This window comes from Defluviitalea raffinosedens, from assembly GCF_016908775.1.
GTDB classification, from domain to species: domain Bacteria; phylum Bacillota; class Clostridia; order Lachnospirales; family Defluviitaleaceae; genus Defluviitalea; species Defluviitalea raffinosedens.
Genome location: NZ_JAFBEP010000008.1, coordinates 1 through 26,560 on the forward strand (window position 1 = coordinate 1; position 26,560 = coordinate 26,560).

25 protein-coding genes and 1 other annotated feature are annotated in these 26,560 nt (G+C 36.9%); of the genes, 8 read left to right on the plus strand and 17 right to left on the minus strand.

Annotation, left to right across the window (positions count from 1 at the left end):
* Window positions 1-103: 103 nt before the first annotated feature.
* On the plus strand, window positions 104-1,522 hold the full coding sequence (locus JOD07_RS15815) for a DUF4368 domain-containing protein (RefSeq protein ID WP_204613349.1): 1,419 nt from the start codon (window positions 104-106) through the stop codon (window positions 1,520-1,522).
* Between the two features lie 92 nt (window positions 1,523-1,614).
* Here JOD07_RS15815 and JOD07_RS07590 read toward each other — a convergent pair whose 3' ends face one another.
* The 3 genes from JOD07_RS07590 to helD form a co-directional block, all read right to left on the minus strand.
* Window positions 1,615-2,844, minus strand: a complete 1,230-nt coding sequence (locus JOD07_RS07590; RefSeq protein ID WP_158740369.1) for an MFS transporter — start codon at window positions 2,842-2,844, stop codon at window positions 1,615-1,617.
* A 408-nt stretch (window positions 2,845-3,252) separates the two neighbouring features.
* Entirely contained in the window at window positions 3,253-5,256 is a 2,004-nt protein-coding gene (locus JOD07_RS07595) for a methyl-accepting chemotaxis protein (protein ID WP_204613221.1), read from the minus strand.
* Between the two features lie 388 nt (window positions 5,257-5,644).
* Window positions 5,645-7,915: an RNA polymerase recycling motor HelD gene (helD, locus tag JOD07_RS07600; protein WP_204613223.1), complete on the minus strand. Its 2,271-nt coding sequence runs from the start codon at window positions 7,913-7,915 to the stop codon at window positions 5,645-5,647.
* Window positions 7,916-8,334: 419 nt separating this feature from the next.
* On the opposite strand from helD, the gene JOD07_RS07605 reads away from it, so the two are divergent.
* On the plus strand, window positions 8,335-8,775 hold the full coding sequence (locus JOD07_RS07605) for a GNAT family N-acetyltransferase (RefSeq protein WP_204613225.1): 441 nt from the start codon (window positions 8,335-8,337) through the stop codon (window positions 8,773-8,775).
* Between the two features lie 20 nt (window positions 8,776-8,795).
* On the opposite strand, the gene sdaAA is transcribed toward JOD07_RS07605, so the two are convergent.
* The 4 genes from sdaAA to JOD07_RS07625 all read right to left on the minus strand — a co-directional run bounded on the left by sdaAA (window position 8,796) and on the right by JOD07_RS07625 (window position 11,380).
* Window positions 8,796-9,704, minus strand: coding sequence for an L-serine ammonia-lyase, iron-sulfur-dependent, subunit alpha (sdaAA, locus tag JOD07_RS07610; RefSeq protein ID WP_204613227.1), 909 nt, complete (start codon window positions 9,702-9,704; stop codon window positions 8,796-8,798).
* 12 nt (window positions 9,705-9,716) lie between these two features.
* Entirely contained in the window at window positions 9,717-10,394 is a 678-nt protein-coding gene (sdaAB, locus tag JOD07_RS07615) for an L-serine ammonia-lyase, iron-sulfur-dependent subunit beta (protein ID WP_204613230.1), read from the minus strand.
* 137 nt (window positions 10,395-10,531) lie between these two features.
* Entirely contained in the window at window positions 10,532-10,690 is a 159-nt protein-coding gene (locus JOD07_RS07620; RefSeq protein WP_204613232.1) for a hypothetical protein, read from the minus strand.
* Between the two features lie 78 nt (window positions 10,691-10,768).
* Entirely contained in the window at window positions 10,769-11,380 is a 612-nt protein-coding gene (locus JOD07_RS07625; protein WP_204613233.1) for a hypothetical protein, read from the minus strand.
* Between the two features lie 235 nt (window positions 11,381-11,615).
* Window positions 11,616-11,851, plus strand: a binding site (T-box leader).
* Between the two features lie 48 nt (window positions 11,852-11,899).
* Between JOD07_RS07625 and JOD07_RS07630 the strand changes: the two genes are divergently transcribed.
* The gene (locus JOD07_RS07630) at window positions 11,900-13,117 is read left to right on the plus strand and encodes an aminotransferase class I/II-fold pyridoxal phosphate-dependent enzyme (RefSeq protein WP_204613241.1); all 1,218 of its coding nucleotides are present in this window, start codon (window positions 11,900-11,902) and stop codon (window positions 13,115-13,117) included.
* Window positions 13,118-13,301: 184 nt separating this feature from the next.
* Here JOD07_RS07630 and JOD07_RS07635 read toward each other — a convergent pair whose 3' ends face one another.
* Window positions 13,302-13,961 (minus strand): YczE/YyaS/YitT family protein, encoded by a 660-nt coding sequence (locus JOD07_RS07635; protein ID WP_330636196.1) that lies wholly within the window; start codon window positions 13,959-13,961, stop codon window positions 13,302-13,304.
* 76 nt (window positions 13,962-14,037) lie between these two features.
* On the minus strand, window positions 14,038-14,355 hold the full coding sequence (locus JOD07_RS07640; RefSeq protein WP_158740361.1) for a glutaredoxin family protein: 318 nt from the start codon (window positions 14,353-14,355) through the stop codon (window positions 14,038-14,040).
* Window positions 14,356-14,609: 254 nt separating this feature from the next.
* On the opposite strand from JOD07_RS07640, the gene ahpC reads away from it, so the two are divergent.
* From ahpC to JOD07_RS07655, 3 genes are all read left to right on the plus strand, one after another.
* Complete coding sequence (ahpC, locus tag JOD07_RS07645; protein WP_158740360.1) at window positions 14,610-15,173, plus strand: alkyl hydroperoxide reductase subunit C; 564 nt, start codon at window positions 14,610-14,612, stop codon at window positions 15,171-15,173.
* Window positions 15,174-15,188: 15 nt separating this feature from the next.
* Window positions 15,189-16,718: an alkyl hydroperoxide reductase subunit F gene (gene ahpF, locus JOD07_RS07650; protein ID WP_204613243.1), complete on the plus strand. Its 1,530-nt coding sequence runs from the start codon at window positions 15,189-15,191 to the stop codon at window positions 16,716-16,718.
* Window positions 16,719-16,923: 205 nt separating this feature from the next.
* Entirely contained in the window at window positions 16,924-17,520 is a 597-nt protein-coding gene (locus JOD07_RS07655; protein ID WP_204613245.1) for a methyltransferase family protein, read from the plus strand.
* Between the two features lie 100 nt (window positions 17,521-17,620).
* Here the strand turns inward: JOD07_RS07655 and JOD07_RS07660 are convergent, their stop codons facing one another.
* The 5 genes from JOD07_RS07660 to JOD07_RS07680 form a co-directional block, all read right to left on the minus strand.
* Window positions 17,621-18,433: an ABC transporter ATP-binding protein gene (locus tag JOD07_RS07660; protein ID WP_204613247.1), complete on the minus strand. Its 813-nt coding sequence runs from the start codon at window positions 18,431-18,433 to the stop codon at window positions 17,621-17,623.
* On the minus strand, window positions 18,430-19,467 hold the full coding sequence (locus tag JOD07_RS07665; protein WP_158740356.1) for a FecCD family ABC transporter permease: 1,038 nt from the start codon (window positions 19,465-19,467) through the stop codon (window positions 18,430-18,432). The genes JOD07_RS07660 and JOD07_RS07665 overlap by 4 nt, the downstream gene beginning before the upstream one ends.
* A complete protein-coding gene (locus JOD07_RS07670; protein ID WP_158740355.1) occupies window positions 19,464-20,462 on the minus strand; it encodes a FecCD family ABC transporter permease in 999 nt (332 codons plus the stop codon). Before JOD07_RS07670 ends, JOD07_RS07665 begins: the two co-directional genes overlap by 4 nt.
* Entirely contained in the window at window positions 20,459-21,502 is a 1,044-nt protein-coding gene (locus tag JOD07_RS07675) for an iron-siderophore ABC transporter substrate-binding protein (protein WP_204613249.1), read from the minus strand. The genes JOD07_RS07670 and JOD07_RS07675 overlap by 4 nt, the downstream gene beginning before the upstream one ends.
* 236 nt (window positions 21,503-21,738) lie before the next feature.
* The gene (locus JOD07_RS07680; protein WP_204613251.1) at window positions 21,739-22,968 is read right to left on the minus strand and encodes a mechanosensitive ion channel family protein; all 1,230 of its coding nucleotides are present in this window, start codon (window positions 22,966-22,968) and stop codon (window positions 21,739-21,741) included.
* Window positions 22,969-23,088: 120 nt separating this feature from the next.
* Here JOD07_RS07680 and JOD07_RS07685 point away from each other — a divergent pair, with 120 nt between their 5' ends.
* On the plus strand, window positions 23,089-23,829 hold the full coding sequence (locus JOD07_RS07685; protein WP_243429279.1) for a VCBS repeat-containing protein: 741 nt from the start codon (window positions 23,089-23,091) through the stop codon (window positions 23,827-23,829).
* Window positions 23,830-23,913: 84 nt separating this feature from the next.
* Here the strand turns inward: JOD07_RS07685 and JOD07_RS07690 are convergent, their stop codons facing one another.
* The 3 genes from JOD07_RS07690 to JOD07_RS07700 all read right to left on the minus strand — a co-directional run bounded on the left by JOD07_RS07690 (window position 23,914) and on the right by JOD07_RS07700 (window position 25,986).
* The gene (locus JOD07_RS07690) at window positions 23,914-24,657 is read right to left on the minus strand and encodes an SDR family oxidoreductase (RefSeq protein ID WP_158740352.1); all 744 of its coding nucleotides are present in this window, start codon (window positions 24,655-24,657) and stop codon (window positions 23,914-23,916) included.
* A gap of 129 nt (window positions 24,658-24,786) precedes the next feature.
* Window positions 24,787-25,551, minus strand: a complete 765-nt coding sequence (locus JOD07_RS07695; protein ID WP_158740351.1) for a MerR family transcriptional regulator — start codon at window positions 25,549-25,551, stop codon at window positions 24,787-24,789.
* A gap of 60 nt (window positions 25,552-25,611) precedes the next feature.
* On the minus strand, window positions 25,612-25,986 hold the full coding sequence (locus JOD07_RS07700) for a zinc ribbon domain-containing protein (protein ID WP_158740350.1): 375 nt from the start codon (window positions 25,984-25,986) through the stop codon (window positions 25,612-25,614).
* A gap of 194 nt (window positions 25,987-26,180) precedes the next feature.
* On the opposite strand from JOD07_RS07700, the gene JOD07_RS07705 reads away from it, so the two are divergent.
* On the plus strand, window positions 26,181-26,537 hold the full coding sequence (locus JOD07_RS07705; protein ID WP_158740349.1) for an encapsulin-associated ferritin-like protein: 357 nt from the start codon (window positions 26,181-26,183) through the stop codon (window positions 26,535-26,537).
* Window positions 26,538-26,560: the final 23 nt, after the last annotated feature.

Here is a 26,560-nt window from a genome sequence, read left to right on the forward strand (position 1 = left end):
AATACTTTTGCCCTTTTGCCATTGTAGACACTTCCTTCCCTTTTTATATTTTAAGGTGTTCGGCTTTTTGTGTCTACACTAATATACTAACACCAAAGGCAGGATTGGCACCATCATTGTCAAGGACATGAGCCGTCTCGGAAGAGATTATCTAAAGGTCGGCTACTATACCGAAGTGCTCTTTCCCGCATCCGACATTCGCTTCATAGCAATAAACAATAATGTTGACAGTGCCAATCAGCAGGACAGCGATTTTACTCCGTTTCTTAATATCATCAACGAATGGTATGCCAAGGATACGAGCAAGAAGATACGCGCCGTTTTTAAGTCGAAAGGGCAGTCCGGCAAACCACTCTGCACCAATCCGCCTTACGGTTATATCAAAGACCCGGAGGACAAGACACGCTGGATAGTCGATGAAGAAGCCGCCAAAGTGGTACGCGAGGCATTCCACTTGTGTATGCAAGGGTATGGTCCTTCGCAGATAGCCAAGGAATTCACCAAGCGCAGAATTATGAATCCAACGGCTCACGCCAGGAAAAACGGAATCAATATTCCGGACAACAGAGGCCATGACGATGATTATGTCTGGCGAGGCAGCACAATAGTTCATATGCTTTCAAGGCAGGAGTATTTGGGACATACGGTTAATTTCAAAACTTACCGCAAGTCCTATAAGCAGAAAAAGCAGATGAAAAATGACCCGTCGGAGTGGATGATCTTCAAGAATACCCACGAAGCTATTATAGAGGAATCTGTATTTGAAGTAGTGCAGAGAATCAGGGATGGTAGACGAAGGCTTACTCCGATGGGTGAAATGCCGCTTCTCTCCGGCATGATGTTCTGTGCAGATTGCGGGAACAAGCTGTATCAAGTGCGTGGGCGCGGTTGGGAACATGAAAAGGAGTATTTTGTTTGTGCTACCTATCGCAAGATAAAAGGTGGCTGTAGTTCTCATCAGATACGCAATGTGGTGGTTGAGGAACTGCTACTTGACGGTATCCGCCGCGTAACGGCTTTTGCCAGAAACTTTGAGGAAGAATTCGTGGAGATGGTAACTAAGAAAACAAGGTCAGAGCTTGACAAAAGTATGAGAGATAGCAAACGTGAATTGGAACAGGCACAGGCCCGCATCGCCAAGCTGGACGAGATTATCCAAAGACTCTATGAAGATAATATCGGGGGTAAGATATCCGACGAGCGATTCGCCAAGATGACCGCAAACTATGAAGCGGAGCAGCAGGCTCTTGAGAAGCGAGTAACGGAACTGAAATCCATTATGACAGAGGATAAGGAAAGCACTCTCAATGTTGACCACTTCCTCTCACTGGTAAGAAAGTATACGGACATTAAGGAACTCACAGCGGAAATTATCCGGGAATTCGTTGAAAAGATCTATGTTTACAAGGCAGAGTGCATTGATGGCAGGCGGGTACAGCGTATCAAAATTGTATGGAACTGCATTGGCGAGTTTGATCCACCGGTTTCTACATCCACCACAAAGAATGAAAAATCGGCATAGCCGGTAAATACATACCAAACTATGCCGATATTTTCCTGAATTGAAAATCCCTAAGACGCACCCTCAAAAGCCCGGTTTTTTTATTTTACTGCTTAATGAATCGAATCCGATCTTCTTATATTTTTCTGTGCATGGCTATATAGGATACCAACCAAAGCTAAAAGTATTCCAGATACAATCATAATAGACTCAACGGATATAATATCTGCCAGGGGACCAAAAAATAAGATTGCAATGGGCATGGCACTGGAAGAAATAATCTGAACAATGGAAAAGACCCGTCCCATCATAGCAGGCTGGGTATTTTCCTGTATAAAAACCGTTTCTGCCGTAGTAATAACAGGCATAAAGAAGCCAGAAACCCCTATAATGATTAAATATACTACAAAGTTGCCTGCTACCCCCAATAAAGCAAATGTTATCCCAAAAGCCACAAGGCACATGGCGATGGTACGAGTTTTATCTTTGAACTCTCCATACAATGAAACAAACACACCACCAATTATGGTTCCTACTGTCCAAACAATCTCATTGGCAGTAAGCCTCCATACATCGCCCCCAAAACTTCTTTCAATCATAAGTGGCGTCATTACCGCTGCCGGAGTAATTAAAAAGAATGAAAATAAATAGCAAATTATGATGCCTTTTAAAAACGGATTAGAAAATGTATAATGAATGCCTTCTTTTAGTTCTGTGAACACAGAAGTAGACGGATCCATTCTTTGAATTTTTTCTACTTTAATAAAACTAAAAATCAAGATCGCCAGAGCGGCCGTAGCCACATCTATCATAAAAGCCCATGCAATATCCACAGAATCTAATACTATGCCCCCTACTGCAGGTGCAAGCAATGTCAACAGAGAATTTAGCGTTTGGTTGATTCCCTGTACTTTCGTAAGCTTGTCCTTGCCCACAAGCTGAGGAAATACTGCGTTCACTGCTGGAGTCTGAATACCAGCTCCAATAGAACGAACTGCTGATACTGCAAGTAACAGTTCCATACGCCTAAAACCGGCCCAAAAAGCAATCGCCAGTCCAAGAGTGGACAAAGCAATAAAACCATCGGAAAGCATGATTAAGTATTTGCGATTATAACGATCTGCCCAGACTCCGCCCCATAAAGATACCACCACTTGGGGAAGCATAGAGCAAATGGTGGATAACATCAACCATATTCCAGAAGATGTTTCCAGAGTAATATACCAAATAATAGCAAAGGCAACAACGGAGGAACCAAATAATGATATATTTTGACTTAGCAAAAATAAAGCTGCTTTTTTGTTAAGCAATGAAGTTGCTTGTTGCTTATTCTCTTGATGCATAATTTTTATCCTTTCAAAAATACTAATATCTAGCCTCAAAAAACGGCAGTCACATAATCCTTGTCGGTTGATCATAAAAATTTTGTGTCATATAATATCATAAGAAAAACTAAAATTCAAGATCCTAACAATTCTATTTTTGATTACCTATAATTCAAATCAATCTCTAAAAGATCATATCCGTTAATTCTAATATATGGTAATACCCCAAACCATAATCGCCAATCAAACAGATGTTTTTTCTTTATCACCACCCATAATAAAAAATTCACCTTTATATACTATATACAAAGGCGAATTATATAAATTATTTAACTTTTTTCTCTTGCACCGGTTTACTTGTGATTGACACGTCTGTACTTCTTTCGGTCCAAAAAAATCTCATTTTTTTACAGATCCAATAATGACTTATAAATGTGCTTCTGTATTATTTTCAATATGAAATACAGATACCAAGTCCTGCAATTGCTTTGCACACATAAATAAATTTTCTGAACTGGATGCAACTTCCTGGCTTCCCGTTGATACTTGCCCGGATAATCTATCCACATCCTCTACTTTTGACAATACAGATACCGTTAAATCATTTACATGAACAACAGAATCTGTGACGGAAGCAATTGACTTTTCCTGTTCTTGGGTATGAGTGGCAATTTTTTCAATAGCATTCTTTGTTTCCTGTAATGCTAAGAAGATTTCTTTAAATAGCTTTCCGGTCTCTTTAATCAAAATCCTTCCTTTTTTAACTTCTTCTACTCCTTCATCGGTAACTCTTATTGTTCTCTCTGAAATCTGTTTTTCTTCCTGAATTAAAGTCTCAATAGATTTTGTAGCTTCTCTGCATTGGTCTGCAAGTTTTCGTATTTCTTCTGCTACCACAGCAAATCCTTTGCCTGATTCACCTGCTCTTGCAGCTTCAATGGCAGCATTGAGCGCCAATAAATTTGTTTGTTCTGCAATGTTATTAATCAGCTGAATGGTTTCCCCAACCTTCAAAGAAGACTCTGTAAGCACTGTAACATTATCTTTAATCTCATTCATCACTTCGCCAATATGATCCATTTCAACAATAGTATTTTCAACTTTTTCTTTTCCTCTTTCAGAGATTTCATATGTGTTTTCAGCCTGCTCATTTGTTTTTATTGCATTTTCTGCTACTGTAATAATAGATGCATTCATTTCCTCCATCAAACTCATAATTTCTTCGATAGAATGGGCTGTTGAACGCATGTCTTCTGTTAACTGCTCCACAGACTCAAATTGCTTTTCCACCGAATGGGACATTTGTTCAGAAATACTGCTTGTCTGTTTTGAAAGCTCATTAACCTGGTCTGAAGCAATTAAAATATTTGAGATGACATTACTCTGCATAGAAACCATTTTATTCAATGATCTTGCCAGTACCCCTATCTCATCTTTTTTTGAAAGATATTTTTCTTTAATTTTAACCCGATAATTTCCTTCTGCAATTTCATTGGTAACAGAAGCCATTTCACTCAGCGGATTACTGAGAACATTTGAAAAAAGTATGCTAAAAACAATTCCTGCAATTATTGCAACAAATATTATTGATAAATATATATTTTTCAAAGCATTAATTTCTCTTAAAAGAACTGTTTTCTCCAACGCCAAACCTAATACCCATCCAGTAGAAGGAATTTTTTTATAAAAAATTAACTTGGATGTTCCATTATCTTTATATTCGATAGAACCAGTTTCATTATTTAATAATTCTTGTGCATAAGTTTGCATTTTTTTATTATTTGATATATTCGTTGCAAGCAACACAGAATCAGGGTGGGCAATATATGTACCGTTTTTGTCCAATAAAAATCCGTAGCCGTTACCGTCTATTAAATCTATTTGATTAACCGTATCCGTAACCGTAGTGAGCAATATATCTCCAGCGACAGCGCCTTTAAAATTTCCATTCTTATCTTTTAGAGGTATACAAGGTGTTACAACATATTCACCTGTATCCGCATCTAAGTAAGGGTCGGTAAAAAGGAATCGATCCAATTCCTGAGCCTTAAGATACCATTCTCTTGTCCTTACATCATAATCACTCGGAGGAATCCAACCACTTCCAGCTATAAGTTCTCCATTAGAAAGTCCAGTATATATATCTATAATATCATCATCTAAAAGATGTGATTTTAAAAATTCAACTGAAATATTTTGAGCATCTAATAAATTAGTAGTATTCTCTGTAACAATTTCTATAACTTTTTGCTTCCCATTTAACCAACCTTCTATATTCTCAATATTTTTATCTAAAGTCACATTCATCAACTCATGGGCATTATTTATAATTCTCTGTTTACTGTTAAAATAACTGAACCATACAATGATGTTCAAAAAAACAGCGATAATACCTATCATACCAAGCATCAGTTTCCACTTAATTTTCATACTCACACCCCAATTATATTTTTCCTGATAAAAAATGTTTAATATACATTTTAATACAAAAATACAGTTGATTCAACACGATATTTCGACAGCATGTGAGTATGTATCAATCAAAAAAATCTAAATTATATAATCAAATAAAAGGATCAAAAAAATAAGAGCAATGGATCTCCTCCCAAACCATTGCTCTTAATAACTTTAGTACCTCAAAGCATTTTCGCTTCTGACTATACAGCTCCAGATATATCTATAATTTAAAAATAGTTCATCCAAAAAATAACTTAATTTCTATGTTATCAACAAAAGCAGATCGTTGCTTTGCATCAGAAATCACTTCTTTTGATTATTTCATAAAAGAAAGTTTTTAAAATGCCAAGAATTTATTTACTTAAGACAAAAATTCTGCCTCCTGAATCTCGACTTCTCTCAATAATGGAGTAAGTTTTCCCGTATAATAAATATGCAAAACATGAAGGGCTCTGGTGCACGCTGTATAAAGCAATAACCGTTCTTCTTCGCAATTATAATTCTCATTCCCTGCATTATAGATCAGAACCACATCAAATTCTAGTCCTTTTGCAAGATAAGAAGGTATGATTACTGCACCACTTATATATTCATCATCATCTTTCTGTATAACATGAACATCGGCTTTATCTTTCAGAAATTCATATACTTCCTTTGCTTCTTTTACTGTCCTTGTAATAATACCAATGGATTTATAACCTCTTTCTTTATAGTCTTCTATATCCTGAATAAGTCGTTTTCTGATCTCTTCTGTATCGAAAAATCCAATTACTTTAGGTTGATCTCCGCTTCTCTCTATCCATTCATGGGTAATGTTTTTATTAAGCAATCTGCTTGTAAACTGTGCAATCTCCATGGTAGATCTGTAGCTTTTCGTTAAGTCAATCCTGCAAGTGTCTTCTTTTGCAAATATATGGACTAGATTTTCATAATCTCCAACATTCATATAAGGATTAATGGATTGGTTTAAATCCCCTAATATGGTTATATTGGCAGATTTAAAAAGTTGATGAAAAATTTCATACTGCAGTGGTGTATAATCCTGCGCCTCATCAATGATCACATATTTTATGTCAGAGGTTTCAGGCAAATCTCCCAGTGCTCCTTTCAAATACAAAAGAGGGGGTTGGTCTTCATAATAAAGCACCTTCGCCTGCAAGTTTTCAAGAGTGTACTTCTTAATTTCATTCAGTTTAATGTCGGAGCCATGATCTATTAATCCTGCCGAAAAAAACTCCAGGTTTTCAAAAAGGTTTTTATAAATTTCTATTAAATCAAATGCTGTCATTTTATCAATTTCATCATATATTTCTTTCATTTCATCTTTTACAAGGGCTGTACTGCGTTTCATACTTTCGGCCTGGTTCATGGAAGAATCTGATTCATGCATTTCTTTTGAAAGAGTTTCTATAAGCTTCTTTTCATAAGGTTCTATAAGAAACAGAATTCTATTTTTTAATTTTTGAAGTCTTCTTTTTAATGGCAGATGAGCATAGTCTTTAAAAAATAATTCTTTCATGTCATCAGATGAAGCAATTAACTGTCCTTTAATTACGAGATCTTTAAATCTTCCATATTCTTTTTCTAAATGAAATACATAACGTTTTAATATATGAATAAATGTTACAGAGGACTTAAATTTAATATTGTTAATTCTTCTTCGATAAGCCTGTTTATTTTTAGCCTCCAAAATATATTCCATCATTTCAGAATAGCTTTCTTTTCTAAAATCATTTCCTAATGCTTTATTCATATACTGCCTAAAGGTAGTCTGAAGCATATTTTCCTCTCCAAGTTCTGGAAGCACATTAGAAATGTAATCATTAAAAACATCATTGGGAGAAAATATGACGATATTTTCTGGTTTAATTGTGTCTCGATGTTTGTATAAAAGATAGGCGACTCTATGAAGAGCAACAGATGTTTTACCACTTCCGGCAGGCCCTTGAACAATCAGATTCCTGTATTCTTCATTACGAATGACTTTATTCTGTTCTCTTTGAATCGTTGTTACAATCGTCTTCATTTTACTGTCCGTACTTTTGCCCAATAGAGCCTGTAAAATCTCATCGTCAATCTTAAGACTGCTGTCAAACATATACTCGATCTTTCCATTATGAATTTTATAATGCCTTTTTAAAGTAAGTTTCCCACGAATGATACCTTCCGGAGACTCATAACTGGCATCTCCAATTTCACATTCATAATACATGCTGGAAATAGGTGCTCTCCAATCGTACACCAAAAATTCATAGTCATCCGTTATAAGATTAGAAATGCCTATATAGCACATTTCAACATTTTCTTCCCCATCTTCAATGAAATCCATTCTTCCGAAATAAGGCGACAGCAAAATCTTCTCAAATTTATCTTCCTGTCTTTTTATAAACTCATGACTGCTTTTTTGTATTTTCATTGTATCAATCAACTGCATAAAATCTACAAGCTGATCAAGACCATTATCTTTGGCAACAGAACCTATATCTTGCCACATCTCTTTTTGAGTTTCGATGCCATCTCTTTTTAAACGCTCTTTTAAAGCACGATTTTCCTCTAACTGTCTTCGTGCCTCTTTCAGAACTTTTTGCAGACGTTCATTTTCAAATCTCCATTCCTCTTCGCTGATACTCATGGCATACTCACTCCTTTTATAAATTAAATAAGATTTTTAACAAAAGCCTATTGACATTGCTGTTTTAATAATGTATAATTAAGATGTGATATTTTAATCTAAATTTAAGGTAGCAAAGTCTTATTTATATTATCATTTCTACTTTATTATGTCAATATCAAAGACATTTGTCTTAAGACAAATGTCTTTTTTATTACATAAGAAATTCCTCCGGATTTCCTATGCAATAAAAACTTTCGGGCAGAATGGAAACTTTCGCGTATTGTATTTTGTCGGCTTTGACGACCGCACTCGGCGCCAGAGTTTCGTGAGTAAAACTTTTTCTTGTATTCAAAATATGCATATTTATAGCCAGATTACTTCATATATACTGGTTTCAATATATTTACTCAAGTAATTCAAGAAAGGACTGAGAATCCATGAAAGCAAAAAGAATAACGGATCATACGGACTTTCAAAAAGCACTGCAAATCAGAAAAGAAATTTTTGTTCAGGAGCAAGGGGTCCCTATAGAAGATGAATTTGATGAATATGACACCCTGGATGGACAGTGTGAACATGTTCTGGTCTATTATAACGAAGAACCAGTCGGAACCGGAAGAATCAGGATCATCGACAGTTTTGCCAAGGCAGAAAGAATATGCGTCTTAAAACCCTACCGCAAGCTTGGTTTAGGCAAAATTATTCTGAATACACTAGAAGAAATTGCCAAAGAAAAAGGAATTGTTCAGATTCGATTGCATGGTCAGACTCAGGCTGAAAGTTTTTATAAAAAACTTGGATACAGAACTTTGTCAGATGTATTTATAGAAGCCAATATTCCTCATGTATTAATGGTTAAGGATTTATCTACAAAATAGGAATAATCCTATGGATATTCCTATTTTGTAACTGTTTTGTCTGATTCAATTTTTTCAAATATTTCTTTTTGAATTCTTATTCCCGTAGGCGTAGCAGCCAATCCTCCCTGTGCAGTTTCTTTCAAAGAACAGGGTAATGCTCTTCCTACCTTATACATAGCCTCTATCACTTCATCAAATGGAATAATACTTTTTATACCTGCAAGAGCCATGTCTGCAGAAATTAAGGCATTGGCTACTCCGATGGCATTGCGTTTCATACATGGAGCTTCCACTAAACCTGCAATGGGGTCACAAACCATGCCCAATATATTTTTTATAGCCATGGAAGCTGCATGCAACGCCTCTTCGGGAGTGCCTCCTAACATCTCTACGATTGCCGCTGCTGCCATAGCTGCTGCAGAACCTGTTTCTGCCTGGCAACCCCCTTCAGCTCCTGATACAGTTGCATTTTTTGTAATGATGTATCCAACTGCTCCGGCGGCAAACAATCCATGAATCATTTCCTCTTCTCCAAGCTTAAAGTCTTCTCCTACTGTTATTATAGCTCCCGGCAATATCCCACTGGCTCCGGCAGTAGGAGCAGCAACAATCAATCCCATAGAAGCATTGACTTCCAGGACTGCCATGGCACTGGCCACTGCTTTATTTACTTGCTTCCCACAGACAGTCTTTGTCGTCTCATATCTGCTTTTTAGTTTTTTGGCATCCCCACCGATTAATCCGCTGACAGATTTTATATCCTTGGTCAATCCTTTTTCAATAGCATCTTTCATAGTCTTCAAACTATCTTTCATTGCTTCAATAATCTCATCTCTGGTTTTCCCTGATAGATACATTTCTCGTTCTATCATAACTTCGGATATTTTTTTACTATTGGCATTACATATTTGAATTAATTCAGTTCCATTGCGAAAATCTTTGCTCATCCGCTCGTCCTCCTACAAAGCTTCTACCATATAAACGCTCATAATTTTATCTTTTAGTCCACAGATTTCATCCACAATCTTTTCAGAAACCACGTGGTCTGTTTCAATGATCATAAATGCATCTTCGCCTTTATGCTGTCTGAATACATTCATGGATGCAATATTAATATTGTGATGACTCATAATCTTTGTGACTTCAGCAATCACTCCGGGACGATCTATGTGTCTGATCACTAAAGTAGGATATTCAGCACTAAATTCAACATCCAAACCATTAATCTGAATGATTTTTATACTTCCTCCCCCAATGGATGAGCCTACAAGTTCAGAATGTTTCCCATCATTATATTCCAGCACAATTTTCACGGTGTTAGGATGGACATCTCCCAAATCCGTTTCAATAAATGAATATTCCATTCCCTGCTCTTTTGCAATCTCCATGGATCGGCTGATATTTTCATCATTGGGCTGCAGGCCTAAAACTCCGGCAATTAATGCGCGATCCGTACCATGCCCTCTATATGTAGACGCAAAGGAACCATGAAGATAAAAACTTACTTTCTTTATCTTATCTCTGCTGATTTTTCTTGCCACCCTTCCAATCCTTGCAGCCCCTGCTGTATGTGAACTGGAAGGGCCAATCATTTTAGGGCCAATGATATCAAAAACACTGTATATTTTATTGTTCATTCTCAATCCTCCGACATAAAAAATGATCGCTTGTGTAAATTTATGAAAAACCAATTTCTATTATCTGTAGTATAACATTCACATATTCTTTTTCACAAGGAGAAAGCATCTTTACATATCTGAATATCTCTAATTAATCAACAAGTCTTTTTCAGAATATCAACTTTTCCTATAACTTTTAAAAATAAAATGATATTTCTCATATCTATATATGCTAATAACAGCTGCCTGTCACCAAATAAAATAACATTACTTTTTCCATTTAAATAATCTTTAAAAAACTGCCTGTCATTCATATTTCAGATTTGCTTTAAAGAAATATAAATGACAGGCAGTATCAAATTGTTGCTTTTATCTGGCTGAAATTATCTTTTTTAGTTTGAAGTTTTTATTTTACGTCTTGCAAGTAAAAATCCGCCTATTACAATAATACCACCACCATAGATTGCTAAAGACTTTACTTGTTTTTCCTTTTGCACATCATCTTCATTTACCATTGTCGCTTGGGTCTCTAAAACGGTTGAGTCAGCTGCATTGGAATCATAGAGTTCAGCCAATTCACCTTCTACCACTTTAACCTGTTCTTTTCCAAATATACTGTAAAGATACTGCGCATTTTCCTCAGTGTAAGGAGTAATACCTATTTCAACATACTCTTCTGTAGGAACTGTGTGGCTAACTGTGAAGCCTTTTTCTTCAATATCCTTCATATAGTCTCCAAAAAGATATTGATCAATTTCCTTTTGCTTATTCAATATATCTTCAGTGATCGCAGGTTCTTCTGCCATATGTGAGACGGCTGCGTCCGGGGCATCTTCTTCCATGATCTGAATAAATACATCTCCCTCTGCTTCTTCCATTTTTACTGTATCAACAGGCAGAGATTTCTGCATTGGTTCCACACTTTGGTCGTTTGCAAAAACTGCTCCTGAGAACACTACTGTAAAACTTAATCCTAATATAATATTTTTAATGAATTTACTCATTTATAATTCCTCCCGGTTATTTTTTATAATCATTACAGAATCGCAAGTATCTCCTCAGGTACCATCAAGAAATACATCAATTCTTATTTCCTGTTTCAATTCATTAGACGCGTTTTTCAGGATTTTCGTTGCAGATAAGATAGAGAAAAAAATGGAAATTAAATAATTTTTCATATCCTACTTATAAATACCTTATTGACAAAATTTATCCTCTGTGCTATGCTATGAAAAATGTTAAAAGGCTATGAAAAGAAGTAGTAAGTATTGATGAAATTTCAGAGAGAAGATGGATGGTGCGAATCTTCATGTAGTCAATACTGAAGCAGTCTTGGAGCTTTGAACCGAACGGCTTATGGGCTAAGTAGACTTCAACGGTTTCCCCCGTTACAGGGAGACAGTATGTTAGTACTGGTAGAGTGCAGAGTTATTCTGAATTTAGGTGGTAACGCGGATTATATATTCGCCCTAAGCATATTTATGCTTAGGGCGTTTTTTAATATAAAAAAAGGTGGGGTAAGTATGAGGATATTTGAAAAATCAACGAAGCTTAATAATGTATGTTACGATATCAGAGGTCCTGTAATGGACGAAGCAAATAGAATGATTGCAGAGGGGATCAACATTCTTAAACTGAATATTGGTAATCCTGCACCCTTTGGATTTCAGGCTCCCAGTATACTACTGGAGAAAATGTCAGAAAACTTAAGCAAAACGGAAGGTTATTCAGATTCAAAAGGTATTCTTTCTGCAAGAGAAGCTATTGTGAAATACTGCAAAAAGAAAGGGATACCAAATGTTACCGTTGATGATGTCTATACCGGAAATGGTGTAAGTGAACTGATTACTCTGTCCTTGCAAGGCCTTCTAAATTATGGGGATGAGATCTTGGTCCCTGCGCCGGATTATCCTCTATGGACTGCTTCTGTTACCCTTGCCGGAGGGAAAGCAGTACATTATATATGTGACGAAAAAGCAAACTGGTATCCTGATATTAAAGATATTAAGAGTAAAATCTCCGACAGAACCAAAGGAATTGTAATCATAAATCCAAATAATCCAACTGGTTCTTTATATCCAAAAGAACTTCTGGAGGAAATTGTAGAAATAGCACGCCAAAACGATCTAGTCCTGTTTGCAGATGAAATATATGACAGACTGGTTATGGATGGGTTAGAACATGTATCTGTTGCATCCCTGGCTGAGGACCTTTTAACCGTAACGTTCAACGGTTTGTCAAAATCTCATCTCATAGCAGGCTATCGATGCGGCTGGATGTGCTTATCCGGAGACAAGTCAAATGCCAAAGGCTACATTGAAGGCATTAATTTACTGTCCTCTATGCGCCTCTGCTCCAACGTACCTGCTCAGTCCATTATTGATATTGCCTTGGAACTTGAAGAAGAAACCAAAGAACTTCTAAGACCTGGCGGAAGAATCTATGAACAAAGGGAATTCATATATAATGCTATCAATAATATACCAGGACTTAGTGCAGTGAAACCTCAAGCAGCTTTTTATATATTCCCTAAGATTGATACAGAAAGACTTCATATTGTGGATGACGAACGTTTCGTTCTTGATTTTCTAAAAGACAAAAAGATTCTACTTACCCATGGAGGAGGTTTCCACTGGGAAAAACCAGATCATTTCAGAATTGTTTATTTGCCGGAGATCTCTCAACTAAAAATGGCAACCGATGCACTGGCAGATTTTATGTCTTATTATACACAGGAATAGTTTATAAAAAGTATTTAAGCATGTATTCTTGGAATAATCCTATCTATAAAGAAGTTCACTCTAAAAAGATGAAGGTTAATAGTCAGATCAGCAAAAAGGCAAGGCGTTTTTTCGCCTTGCCTTTTTGATCAGTATAAATACGAATTACAAAAGCAATTCATTATAAGAGAACTCTCTTAAAATATTATTGGTTCTTGCTATACAAACTCATAAAATATTTTCTTGTGGCATTTAGGGTTTCATGTTTCACTGAAGTTGCATCAAACTTCATGATGACAAAAACAGTCTGTATACAAAACCCGATTCCAAAAGCCGCAAGTACTGTTCCGAGTCCTACAGGCCCTCCTAATAACCAACCTATCAAAACAACAGTCCCTTCCAGAAAGCCGCGGCATAAACCTACCGGAAGCCCAGTTTTTCGCTGCAAAGCAACCATAAGACTATCTCTGGGTCCTGCTCCAAATCCTGAAGCGATGTAGAAATAAGAACCAAAAGAAATAATAAAAAGACCTGTGATTATCATAATGATCCCCATAATCAATCCGTTTACTTCAGGAATAAAGGAAAGCATTAATAACAAATCCATAAAAACGCCAATCAATATCATATTTAGTATGGTACCTAATCCAATTTTTTCTCCCATCCATACTGCACACAAGCAAATGATAAGGCCCACAAGAATAGAAACAGTGCCAATCGTTAAACCTATGGTTTTTCCCAATCCATAATGAAAAACTTCCCATGGAGCAAATCCCAGATTCGCTTTCATAGAAACTACAATTCCTAAAGCATATAAAAAAAGGCCTAACAGCAATTTCATCAATCTTTTCAAATAATGAGGCACATTTTATCCCCCCTAATTCTGCAAACCCTTGATATCCAAATCACCCATTCAAGTTTAATGATATTTTCGTATTTTGTCAGCAATTGCCCTTTCCATCAATTGAGCATGCAATTACTCCTGATTCTGCATCAGAGCTCTTTATATCAAGATACTCCTCTATTTCAAAAGTTTTCGTCCCATCTTCCAAAATAAAAAATGGAATACCGATCTTTCCCTTTTCTTTAATTGGAATAAATATTTCTTCATGATCTCTGTAAGCTAAGAATTCTTTTAATAATGCCGTATTTTTTGTGATGTTTCTGTAGTCTAATTCTATATTTGGATATTTTTCCAGCTGAGCTTTGGCTCTTACACAGCCCGGACAAATCTCAGCACCATACATAATAAGTTTCATAATTTTTCCCCTTCCTTCTTGTATTCTTTCGTTGAAATAAGCACAACACATTAAGTGCTTTTTACATTATACCATATTTCTCACAAACTTTTGGGGATAAAAATTTTTATAAAAAATTTACTATATATTTCTTGACAAATAAAATTTTCCATATATAATTATAACTAAGTAATAATTATTATTACTTAGTTATAATTCAACTTACATATTCAATTCATAATAATTTAAAATAAATTTTTAGGAGGTAATGTATTATGTCATTAATTGGAACTGAAGTAAAACCATTTAAAGCTCAAGCTTATCACAATGGAAAATTCATCGAAGTAACTGAAGCAGATTTTAAAGGAAAATGGAGTGTAGTTTTCTTCTACCCCGCTGACTTTACATTTGTATGTCCGACAGAATTAGAAGACTTGCAAAACAATTATGAAACCTTAAAATCTCTAGGCGTTGAAGTTTACGCTGTATCAACAGACACTCATTATACTCATAAAGCATGGCATGACAGTTCAGAAACTATTAAGAAAATTACTTATGTGATGATCGGCGATCCTTCCCATACTCTATCCAGAAACTTTGATGTTCTCATCGAAGCAGATGGGCTTGCAGATCGCGGAACTTTCATCATTGACCCAGATGGGGTTATTCAGGCAGTAGAAATTAATGCTGGTAATATAGGCCGTGATGCTAATGTTCTTATTAATAAAATCAAAGCTGCTCAATACGTAAGAAATAATCCAGATGAAGTTTGCCCTGCTAAATGGAAAGAAGGAGCTGCAACACTTAAACCAAGTCTTGATTTAGTAGGAAAAATCTAAAAAAAGAGGCGGATTATGATATTAGATTCAGATATAAAAGCACAATTAACTCAATATCTTCAATTAATGGAAAATGATATACTGATTAAAGTCAGTGCAGGGCCTGACGATGTATCCAAAGACATGTTAGCCCTTATAAACGAAATTTCTCACATCTCTCCCAAAATTAAAGTTGAGGAAGCTAAGCTGGGACGAACTCCCAGCTTTAGCGTCAACCGCATTGGAGAAGATACAGGGATCATCTTTGCAGGAATCCCTTTAGGGCATGAATTCACTTCTTTAGTATTAGCACTGCTGCAGGTCAGTGGAAGACCTCCAAAAGTGGATGAAAATTTAATCGATCAGATTAAAAATATTAAAGGGGAATACCACTTTGAAACCTATATCAGTTTAAGCTGCCACAATTGTCCTGATGTTGTTCAGTCTCTTAATTTGATGAGTCTTTTAAATCCAAACATTACACACACCATGATTGATGGATCTGTGTTTAAAGAAGAAGTTGAAAGCAAAGACATTATGGCAGTTCCATCAGTTTTCCTAAATGGTGAGTTCTTCGGCGGCGGCCGAATGAGCCTGGAAACTATTTTGTCTAAGCTGGGTACTGAAGTAAATACTGCCAAATTAAACAATAAAGAGCCTTTCGATATGCTCATTATCGGAGGTGGCCCAGCTGGCGCCAGTGCAGCCATATACGGAGCCCGTAAAGGCATTCGTACAGGTATTGTTGCTGAGCGATTCGGTGGTCAGGTACAGGACACAATGGGTATTGAAAACTTTATAAGTGTAAAATACACAGAAGGTCCAAAACTGGCTGCAAGCCTCGAAGAACACGTTAAAAGCTACAATATCGATATTATAAATGGGCAAAAAGCTGTTGCTTTAAAAAAGAAAGAATTCGTAGAAGTTGAACTGGAAAGCGGCGCTGTTTTAAGAAGCAAAACTGTAATTCTTTCTACAGGGGCTCGTTGGAGAAATGTCGGAGTACCTGGAGAAATGGAATTCAAGAACAAAGGTGTAGCCTACTGCCCCCACTGTGATGGTCCTTTATACAAAGGAAAAAATGTTGCCGTAATTGGCGGGGGAAACTCAGGGATCGAAGCTGCAATTGATCTTGCAGGTATTGTAAACCATGTAACTGTTCTTGAATTCATGCCCACTCTAAAAGCCGATGCCGTTTTACAGGAATCTCTTTTCAACCTTCCTAATGTCACTATCCTTACAAACGTTCAAACAAAAGAAATCACCGGAACCAATAGAGTTGATGGTATTACTTATGTTGAACGGGACACAGGCATAGAAAAGCATCTCGATCTTCAGGGTGTTTTTGTTCAAATAGGTCTTGTACCTAATACAGATTGGCTCAGAGATATCGTTGAATGCAATAATTTTGGCGAAATTATCGTTGACGCCCACGGGGCCACAAACATCCCTGGAGTATTTGCTGCAGGAGACTGTACGAATACCTCCTATAAGCAAATTATAATTGCAATGGGCTCAGGTGCCACTGCTGCCCTGGGAGCCTTTGACTACTTAATACGAAATTGATTTCTATAAAAGAGAATTGCTATACTGCTTTCAGCAGGATGCAATTCTTTTTTTATTGATCAAATTTATAAAAATTTCTCATAAAATCTTGACACAGGAGAATATAATGGATTATAATTCAAGTAAATATATGAACATATATTCATATGTTTGTTGGGATACTGCTTCTGCTCTTCCAAAATCTTGTAACCAAGGAGGTATTTTTATGAATATGCTTCAGATCTTCGCCATAATAATACTTCTCATTTTTTATGGAGTAAGTATGATTAAGTTGATTGCACAAAGGCGAAAAGGAATCCAAACAATTCAACTGGGTATTGGCAGTAAAGACAAAAAAACATTATTGGTTGAGAAGTTGTTAAAATTTGCTTTTATTTTGATTGCACTCATAGAATTGGCAAGTATTCTGCTCAATACCAACAGCTTTTTTCCGGGAAACATAAGAATAGTAGGTCTAGCCCTGACGTTTACTGGAACTTTAGTATTTATTATAGCCATGCTAACAATGAGGGACAGCTGGAGAGCCGGAATACCTGCTGGAGACAAAACTGAGATAGTAACATCGGGAATCTATAGCATTAGCAGAAATCCTGCATTTTTCGGATTTGACCTCACATACATAGGTTTTTATTTGGCCTTTGACAATCTCCTGCTTCTAGTGGCTACCCTATTCGTTATAACTATAATACATCTGCAGATATTGGAAGAAGAAAAGTTTCTCACTTACAGATTCGGTGAAAAATATTTAGAATATAAAAAGCGTGTTGGAAGATACTTGAAATTGTCTCCATTTCGTTTATGAAAAGAGTACTGCATACATATATATAGCGCTCCCACTCAGAACAGCAAAAGTCTTGAATTATTACTCAATAATCCAAGACTTTGCTTAAATGATTATTTTACTAAGAAGCGTTTAATTTCACATGATGCCTTCCCTTTGGCACGACAAACGGAGAGCCTGAAACGGGATCTTTGATCACTGTGCAATCCAGATTGAAAACCTGCTTAATTAATTCTTCTGTTATAATTTCAGAAGGGGCTCCCTGTGCGATAAGTCTCCCTTTACGAAGGGCAAAAATATAATCAGCATAACGGGCTGAAAGATTAATGTCATGAAGAACCATGACGATTGTGGTTCCTCGTTTTCGATTTAAATCTGTTAACAGGTCAAGAATTTCAACTTGATAAGTGATGTCCAGGTATGTTGTAGGCTCATCTAAAAGAAGAATATCCGTCTGTTGGGCAAGCGCCATGGCAATCCATACTCTTTGCCGTTGTCCACCAGATAACTCATCTACACAACGATTCGCCAAATCTGTAATTCCCATAATTTCTAAAGCTTCTCCCACTGCTTCATAATCCTTGGCACTCAGTCCTTTTAAAAAAGACTGATACGGAAATCTGCCTCTTGCAACCAAATCAGCCACAGTTATACCTTCAGGTACAATCGGAGATTGAGGCAAAAGCCCTAAAGATTGTGCCAGCTGTTTAGGAGGAATTTCACCGATTCTTTTTCCGTCAAGAAGGATTTCGCCTGAGCTTGGTTTGATGAGTCGTGCAAGCGTCTTAAGTAAAGTCGATTTCCCACAGGCATTCGCACCTATGATCACACTAATTTTATTATCAGGAATCCTGACATCTATACCATCAATAATAATTTTTTTATCATATCCTGCAACGATATGATGCGCTTTTAAGGATTTTACGCCTTTCATGCTGCCCCTCCTGTTCGGTTCATACGAATGAGTAGTACGATTAAATACGGTGACCCTAAAATACCTGTAATAACCCCCACTGGAAATCGAGTATTAAAAGCAAACTGGCCAATGAGATCAGCGGCTAAAACTAAAATAGCACCTATAAACCCTGCCGGAAATTCATTGGGAGCACCCGTGCCTGCAAGCTTTGATGCAATGGGACCAGCCAAAAAAGCTACAAAGGAAATAGGTCCTGTAACTGCAGTAGCACAAGCTATTAAAACCACAGAGCTTGAAACCAGTAAAAGCCGTACCAGGTCAGTTCTGATACCCAAAGTGGTTGCAGATTGTTCCCCTAATTCTAGAATCCTAAGATGCCTGCCCAGTAAAATAATGATGAGGCCAAAAAAAATGAGAGCAAAAAAGAGTTTGGGAATATTGGTCATCTGTACTCCGTTAAGACTTCCACTAAGCCATCTGTAAGCAGCAGGAATATCATGTTGCGGAGCCTTAAGTAATAAAAAGGATATCACAGCATTAAGCATTGCCTGTATGCCTATCCCAATAAGTATTAATTTTCCTCCAGAAAATTTACCTATCTTAGAAAGCATATAAATCAAAAACGCAAAGAAAAGCCCGGAAATCGCAGCAACAATAGAAGCAACAGCCCCACTCATTTTTAATAAAAGTATGCAAACCATTGCTCCTACACTGGAACCAGATGTCACTCCTATGATATCGGGACTGGCTAAAGGATTTCGTAACATTGTTTGAAAGGTACTTCCCGCCATCCCAAAAGCTATCCCAGCAAAAAGTCCAGATAACATTCTGGGCAAGCGTAAAGTCCGTATGGCAAAAGAAGCTCCCTGAATCTGTTCCCCCATCAATACTTTTATCATAACAGGAATTGGATATATACTGTTCCCCATAATCAATATAGATATACATAGCGCTAAAGTCAGAACACCTAAACAAAGAGTCACGATCCTCCAACGATACTGCCTTCGTCTATATCCTACTTGAATACTGCTAAGGTTGTTTCTACCAATCATAACGCTCGCCCCTTCGCTCTCATAGCAATAATAATAAGTATTGGAGCCCCTATAAATGCTGTCACAATGCCCGCTTCCAATTCTCCTGGACTACCAATCAGTCTTCCAAAAACATCTGAAAGAGTCAATAGAATTGCTCCGCCTAAAGCCGACATAGGTACAATCCATCGCAAACTGGGACCGCAAATAAGACGCATAGTGTGGGGAACCATGAGACCTACAAAACCGATAGGACCTGCAAGAGCTGTGATCGCACCACAAAGAAGAACTCCGGATAATGCCCCTGTAAGTCTTACAATTCCAACGCGAACACCTAAACCGGTTGCCATCTCATCTCCCATTGCAAGCACATCCAATGCAGGTGTAGAGATCAATCCCAAAAATAATCCAATCAAAAGAATTGGCAATACAGAAATAATTCCTTCCCATGTAGCACCGCTGATGCTTCCGATCTGCCAGAAACGAACAGCATTCATCACTTGCTCTCTGGGCATAATAATTGCATTGACCAATGAGGATAAAGCTGCACTGGTAGCCGCACCAGCCAGAGCAAGTTTAATAGGTGTCGCACCCCCAGGACCCATGGAACCTATTCCATAGACAAATATTGCTGTTATTACAGCACCAAGCAGAGCAAGAAGTATATATTCCTCTGGAGAACTAATCCCAAGAAAAGCAATGCCTCCCACTACAAACAATGACGCTCCAGTATTAACACCCAAAATACTTGGATCTGCGATTGGATTGCGGGTAATAGCCTGCATAAGGGCACCGGATATCCCCAGTGATCCTCCGGCTATGAGCCCCAAAACAGTCCTTGGAATCCGTTCATGAACCACAATCTCATTGATTGATGTCATCCGGGAATGTATTAAGGTATCCCATACTTCATGAAAACTGACAAATCGGGCACCAAATGATAAAGATATTAAAACACATAATAGCAAACTAAATAAACTGATCATCATCAACAGGATTTTATTATAAAGCTTCATTCTACTTGATCAGCTGCCTCTCCAATAACCTTAAGGTATTCATCGATTGTTGCAGGAATGGAAAGTGCACTGGGTGTAGCAGATGCAGCCAAAGGTGAACCATCTTCAATCAATACTACAGAACCTCTTTTAATCGCTGGAAGACTTCCCAGCAATGGATCTGCTTTAATTTCTTCTAGCAATTTGTCATTGCCGTAGGTAATGATCACCTCAACATCTTCAAGCAAATCCACATTTTCTGAACTCAATTCAATGTAAAAACTATTGGTTTCTTGAGCTAACTTTTTAATGCTCTCTGGCAATGCCATACCTAAATCCAAAAGATACGCTGTACGAGGATCGTTAGGATGATATATGTAAAACTTCCCTAAATCTAACGGATCAAAAGCAAAGAAAGCTACTTTTTTACCTTTTATGCTCGGATATTTATTAACTTTTTCTTTTATCAGAATTTCTAAATCCTGAACCAATTTTTGACCTTCAGCTTGCATGCCGATACTAGTTGCATTGATTGTAATCTGTGCTCGCCAAAAAGTTTGCCATGGATACTCTGGATATGCCACAACAGGGGCTATTTGACTTAATAAATCGTATTCTTCCTGAGTAATTCCTGAGTAAGCTGCAAGAATCACATCAGGCTGAATATCACTGATTGCTTCGTAATCCAAGCCATCTGTATCCTTAAAAACAACAGGTTCTTCAACACCCAATTCTTTAAACTTGTCTAAAGTCCAAGGCAAAAGATTATTACCATCAAGAACTCCATAATTTGCCTCTGAAACACCTACTGGAACAACGCCCAATGCCAAAGGTACATCTTGATTCCCCCATGCAATGGTGGCAACCCGTTCCGGTTTACTTGCTATAACCGTTTCTCCAAAAGCATGTTGAATAACTATGGGATAATCAGTAGAAACTTCTGACTGCTGAGTATTTTCTTCTGGAACAGGTAGTGCAGTTTCTGAGCTTCCGCATCCTGTTAATACAACACTAAGTAAAAATATAATCATAAAAATTGATTTAGCCTTCTGATAACACATATTCCTTCTTCCTTTCTTGTAGATAAAATCATAAACCACTTAGTTTTATTGTTTGTGTTGATAATGATTATCGTTATTATACTATAATAATAATCATTGTCTGTCAACTGTTATAGTATAATCCAATCTAAAATCCCTATGACTCCCTTCCTAGCTTTGGAGAATTAAGCAAAAAAACGTGCAAGCTGCACGTTTTTCTTTCAATTTTAATTCAGCGATAAAAGTACCAAATTACATCAGACAGCATGGCTGACATCATATCCCGAGGGTTTTTGATAAATTCTTAAATCAAATTCAGGTACAACAGCCAGCAAATGTTCAAATATATCTGATTGAATTCGTTCATAGTCTGACCATGCAATTTCATTTGTGAATGCATATATTTCAACAGGCAATCCATTTTCACCCGGAGGAAGCTGCCTTACAACCTGCGTCATATCTTTACTTACTTTGGGATGATTTTTTAAATAATTTTCTATATAGATTCTAAAGATCCCTATATTTGTTAAGTGACTTCCTTCCGTAATATACGAATGATCTCCGTTATAGTCCTTATGATATTCCGTAATTTCCTTTCTTTTATCCTTAATATATTTATGAATATGAGGAATATTCTCCAGTCTGCTTAACAAAGCTTCATCACAGAGTTTTATACTCGTCACATCAATATGAATCGCTCTTTTAATTCTTCTTCCCCCTGATTCCATCATTCCCCGCCAGTTTTTAAATGATTCCTGCATAAATGCATGGGTTGGAATATATGTAATGGTCTTATCAGAATTTTGTATCTTCACAGTATGAAGTGTTATTTCCAGAACATTCCCATCAGCTCCGTATTTGGGCATTTCGATCCAATCCCCTATTTGCAGCATGTTATTGGATGTAAGTTGTATGCTGGCGACAAGTCCCAAAATAGAGTTTTGAAAGATGAGCATTACCACTGCTGTGGCTGCTCCAATGCCACTTAGTAAAATCCACGGTGACCTGTCAATGAATACACTGATCACCACTATAATGCCTACGGTATAGGAAAGAATGTTAACGACCTGAAGATATCCCTTGATAGGCCTTATTTTAGAGATTTCAAACTTAGAATAAATATCATTTACCCCATCTAAAAGTCCATCAACGGCTAATAGGAGAAAAAAAATCATGCTGGAATAAGCGATTCGCTGGATCCATTCTGTATATGGAGGAAATAATGGAGCAAATGCGTGTATAATTCCGATGGGTATAATACGCACCAATCGGTCAAAAATCCTTCTCTCTGTAAAAACAGTATGCCAGTTAGCTTTACTTTTCTCAGCGTATGACTCCAAAACCCTGAACAGGATTTTACGAACAACTGAGGCTGCAGTCAAACTAATGACCATAACGGCCGTAAGGGTTATGATATTGGATAAAAAGGGTGCTAAATTTTCATTCACTCCATAATTTATCATCAAACTTTTAACTTTTTCAATCAAATATGAATCCCTCCCGGAAACAAAAGTTATCACTCCAATATTAAATATATCCTTTCAGAAATCAATTAGAACACTGAAACATATATATTAATATAGATAAAATGATTTGGAGGAATAATCATGTTTATGAATCCCTATCCCTATTCTAGAACAGATGCCAATCCCCCTCATATTGTGTCTTCAGCCCAGGGGGATGTAACCGGGGATGGAATACCGGATACGGTTTATCTCACAGGGATAAGAACCGAAGACAGTCCTTTTATCCAAAAAATTACGCTTGTCATACGGGATGGTCGAACCGGCAGGATAACTTCTGTTCCACTTAAATCTGATGCAGGCTATAATCCTTCAATTTTTTTGGGGGATTTTACCGGGAACAGAGTGAAGGACATCTTAATCAGTATTGCATCGGGAGGCAGCGGAGGCATTATGTATTATTACATTTACTCCGATATTGGAAATATGCCTAAACTGCTCTTTGATTATGAAGTCTTCAATGAAAGCTATAAATATGAGATAATTTACCGAGACCAATATAAAGTCGATGTAATCAATCTCACAAATCAACTCAAATACATCATAGATATCTCTAATAAAGGAAAGGATTATTTACAGGAGATATATAATGCAGACGGCACCTTAAAAGAGCCCATAGAAGGATTTGTCAGTCCCTTAAGCGGCCTTTATCCAATTGATTATGATTCCAATGGTGTGTATGAACTTCTGGGATTTCAGAGAATTTCAGGAAGATTTGCTGCTGATGCTTTAGGTTATATTCAAACCTCATTGGAATGGGACAAAGAAAAATTCAGATTCAGAGATCAATTTGCAGCCATCTATGGATTCCCATATAATCAATAATACACACGTATTAAAAAGCCATCTTCTGTGATCACAGAAGATGGCTTTTTAATATGTAGAAATATAAAAACAGACACCTATTTATTAATCGTTCACTCTATAATACCAATTCCAGTCCCCATGATAAATCATTCTTTTATTCATTCCACCATCTACAGTAATGGTTTCTCCTGTAATGAAATCCTGCTCGCATAAAAAGAGAACCATATTTGAAATATCTTTTGGTGTTCCGATCTTTCCTGCTGGTATGGCAGCACGATCTTCACAGCTGAAATTTTGCTCGCCGGTGACATTGATCCAACCTGGCGCAATGCAATTCACAAGTACATTGGGAGCCAGAGACATTGCCAAAGCATGCGTCAGGGCAACTATTCCGCCTTTCACACTGGTATATGCTTCTGTATCAGGCTCGGATTGAAATGCTCTGGAAGATGCTATGTTAATGATTCTCCCTTTGTTTTTTATCAATTCATCTTTGCATAAACGACTTAGTTCATAGGGGGCTTTTAATCCAATAGATAACATGTAGTCAAACTCTTCATAACTTAATGAGGATAAAATACCTTTGCTGCCACGACAAGCATTATTAACCACGACATCGATTCTTCCCATTTTTTCCATTGCAAATTCAACAAACTCTTTTAAAGTCAGGGGATTCGCAATATCGCCATGGAAAAAGAAAAGTTCTGAGTGCTCTTTTGCAAATTCAGCTGATCGCTTTTCGTCTATGTCTATAAAACATACTTTATCCCCTGCCTGGATAAAATCCTCACAGATCTGTTTTCCTATACCATGGCCGCCTCCGGTAACAATAATTCCTCGCTTCATCGTATTCTCCTTTCATGCGCACAGTATAAACATGCACTTTGGTTTGAATAGCTGCGTATATGATTATTAATTTTTCATTAGTGAGAATGGGTGAGTGCCTATTCACCCACCCTTGTTATTTTTATTATATTATTTTTCTTTACCTGTGTAAATCAAAATCGCATCTTTTAAAAACTCTGCCATTCCTGGCTGTTCCTTATCATAATATGCTTTAAATCGCTCATCGCACACATACATCTGTGCTACACCTGCATGAGCTTCTTTGTTATAGGTTCCCCATGCCAAAGTAATCCATTGGCGATGTAGGTCAGCTGCTTTTTGCGCCGTTTCTCCTCCTGGATCTCCAGTGGCCATGGCTTCTTTTAAAGTGTCAAACATTTCCCTCTCTAAATCTTGGAATTTATCGTATTGATCCCGGGTCATATTTTTAAATTGCTGGTTAGATTTTTCTACTTGTTCATCCCCATATTTTTCTCTTATTTCTTTACCGTATTTTCTTTCATTTTCATCTATGAGTTTCTGTTTAAATCCTTCAAATTTCTCTTTGTCAGACATTACAATTCTCCCTTCTTGTGCTGCAATGGTTTTCTCAACATTGCTAATCAATAAATCCAGTTGCTTTCTTTTCTCGAGGAGTTTTTGACGATGTTCTATCAGTGCCGCAGTAGCATTAAACGTAGGAGACGATAAAATCTCCTTGATCTGCTCCAGACTTACCCCTAATTCTCTGTAAAATAGTATTTGCTGCAATCTGTCAACTTCCTCCTGACCATAAATACGGTATCCAGATGCATTGATTCTTGCCGGCTTAAGAATCCCTATTTCATCATAATATCTCAGGGTTCTGGTGCTTACACCTGCTAATTTCCCAAGCTTTTGCACTGTATATTCCATCCTGCTACCTCCTCACACCATGAGCATACACCTTAACGTAACGTCAATGTCAATAACTTTTTATTTTAAAGAATTTCCGCAATAGGGACAAAAACGATAGCGGGGATCAACTGTCGTACCACAGTAATGACATATATTGGACATATCCGTATCCCCTAACGATTTCAGATCGCTGGATTTAAGTTCCACCAATTCGCCCCCCTCTATTCTTTTTCCTAAGTCAGAATTGATTTCAAATATTTTTTGACAACAGGCTGTTTTTACATAATAACGAATATTCCACTTAAATAAGGGAATAAAAAATATATGGAAATAATCATAAACCTTAATCAAACGGTAACTGCCTAAAGCTTCACATGAGGGGCAAATAATATTGCGCCTGTCTGATATTTCTTGCTGTTTTTGCTCAATACCAAATACACCAATAAAAAACATATACTCATCTCCCTTTTAAAATCATATCTCAATAACTATTTTAAAATGCTTTAAATATCATTTGAATTAATTTAATTTCACTACTCATTATTCTATCATTAAATTCTATAAACATAAATCAAGCATATGAATAATTCATATCATTTTACATACAATATTCAAGATTAAAAGATTTAAGTAAGGAGGATTGTAACATGGATTATCATGAACCGGTAGAATTGCTTGATGAAAAAGCCAGAGATATTGCCAGAGTGCTTCATAGTTTACAAGAAGAAGTGGAAGCAGTGAATTGGTATCATCAAAGGGTTTCAGCTACCCGAGATCCTCAGGTCAAAGCAATTTTGGCCCATAATCGTGACGAAGAAATCGAGCATGCAGTAATGGCAATCGAGTGGCTTAGAAGAAATCTTCCTGCATGGGATAAAGAACTTCGTACATACTTATTTACGGAAGGCCCAATTACAAATATTGAAGAAGAAGGAAACGAAGATCATTCCTCTATAAGTAAAACCACTTCATCTTATTTATCCATTGGAAATATGAAGAAATAATGATTCTACAGGTATTTAAAGGA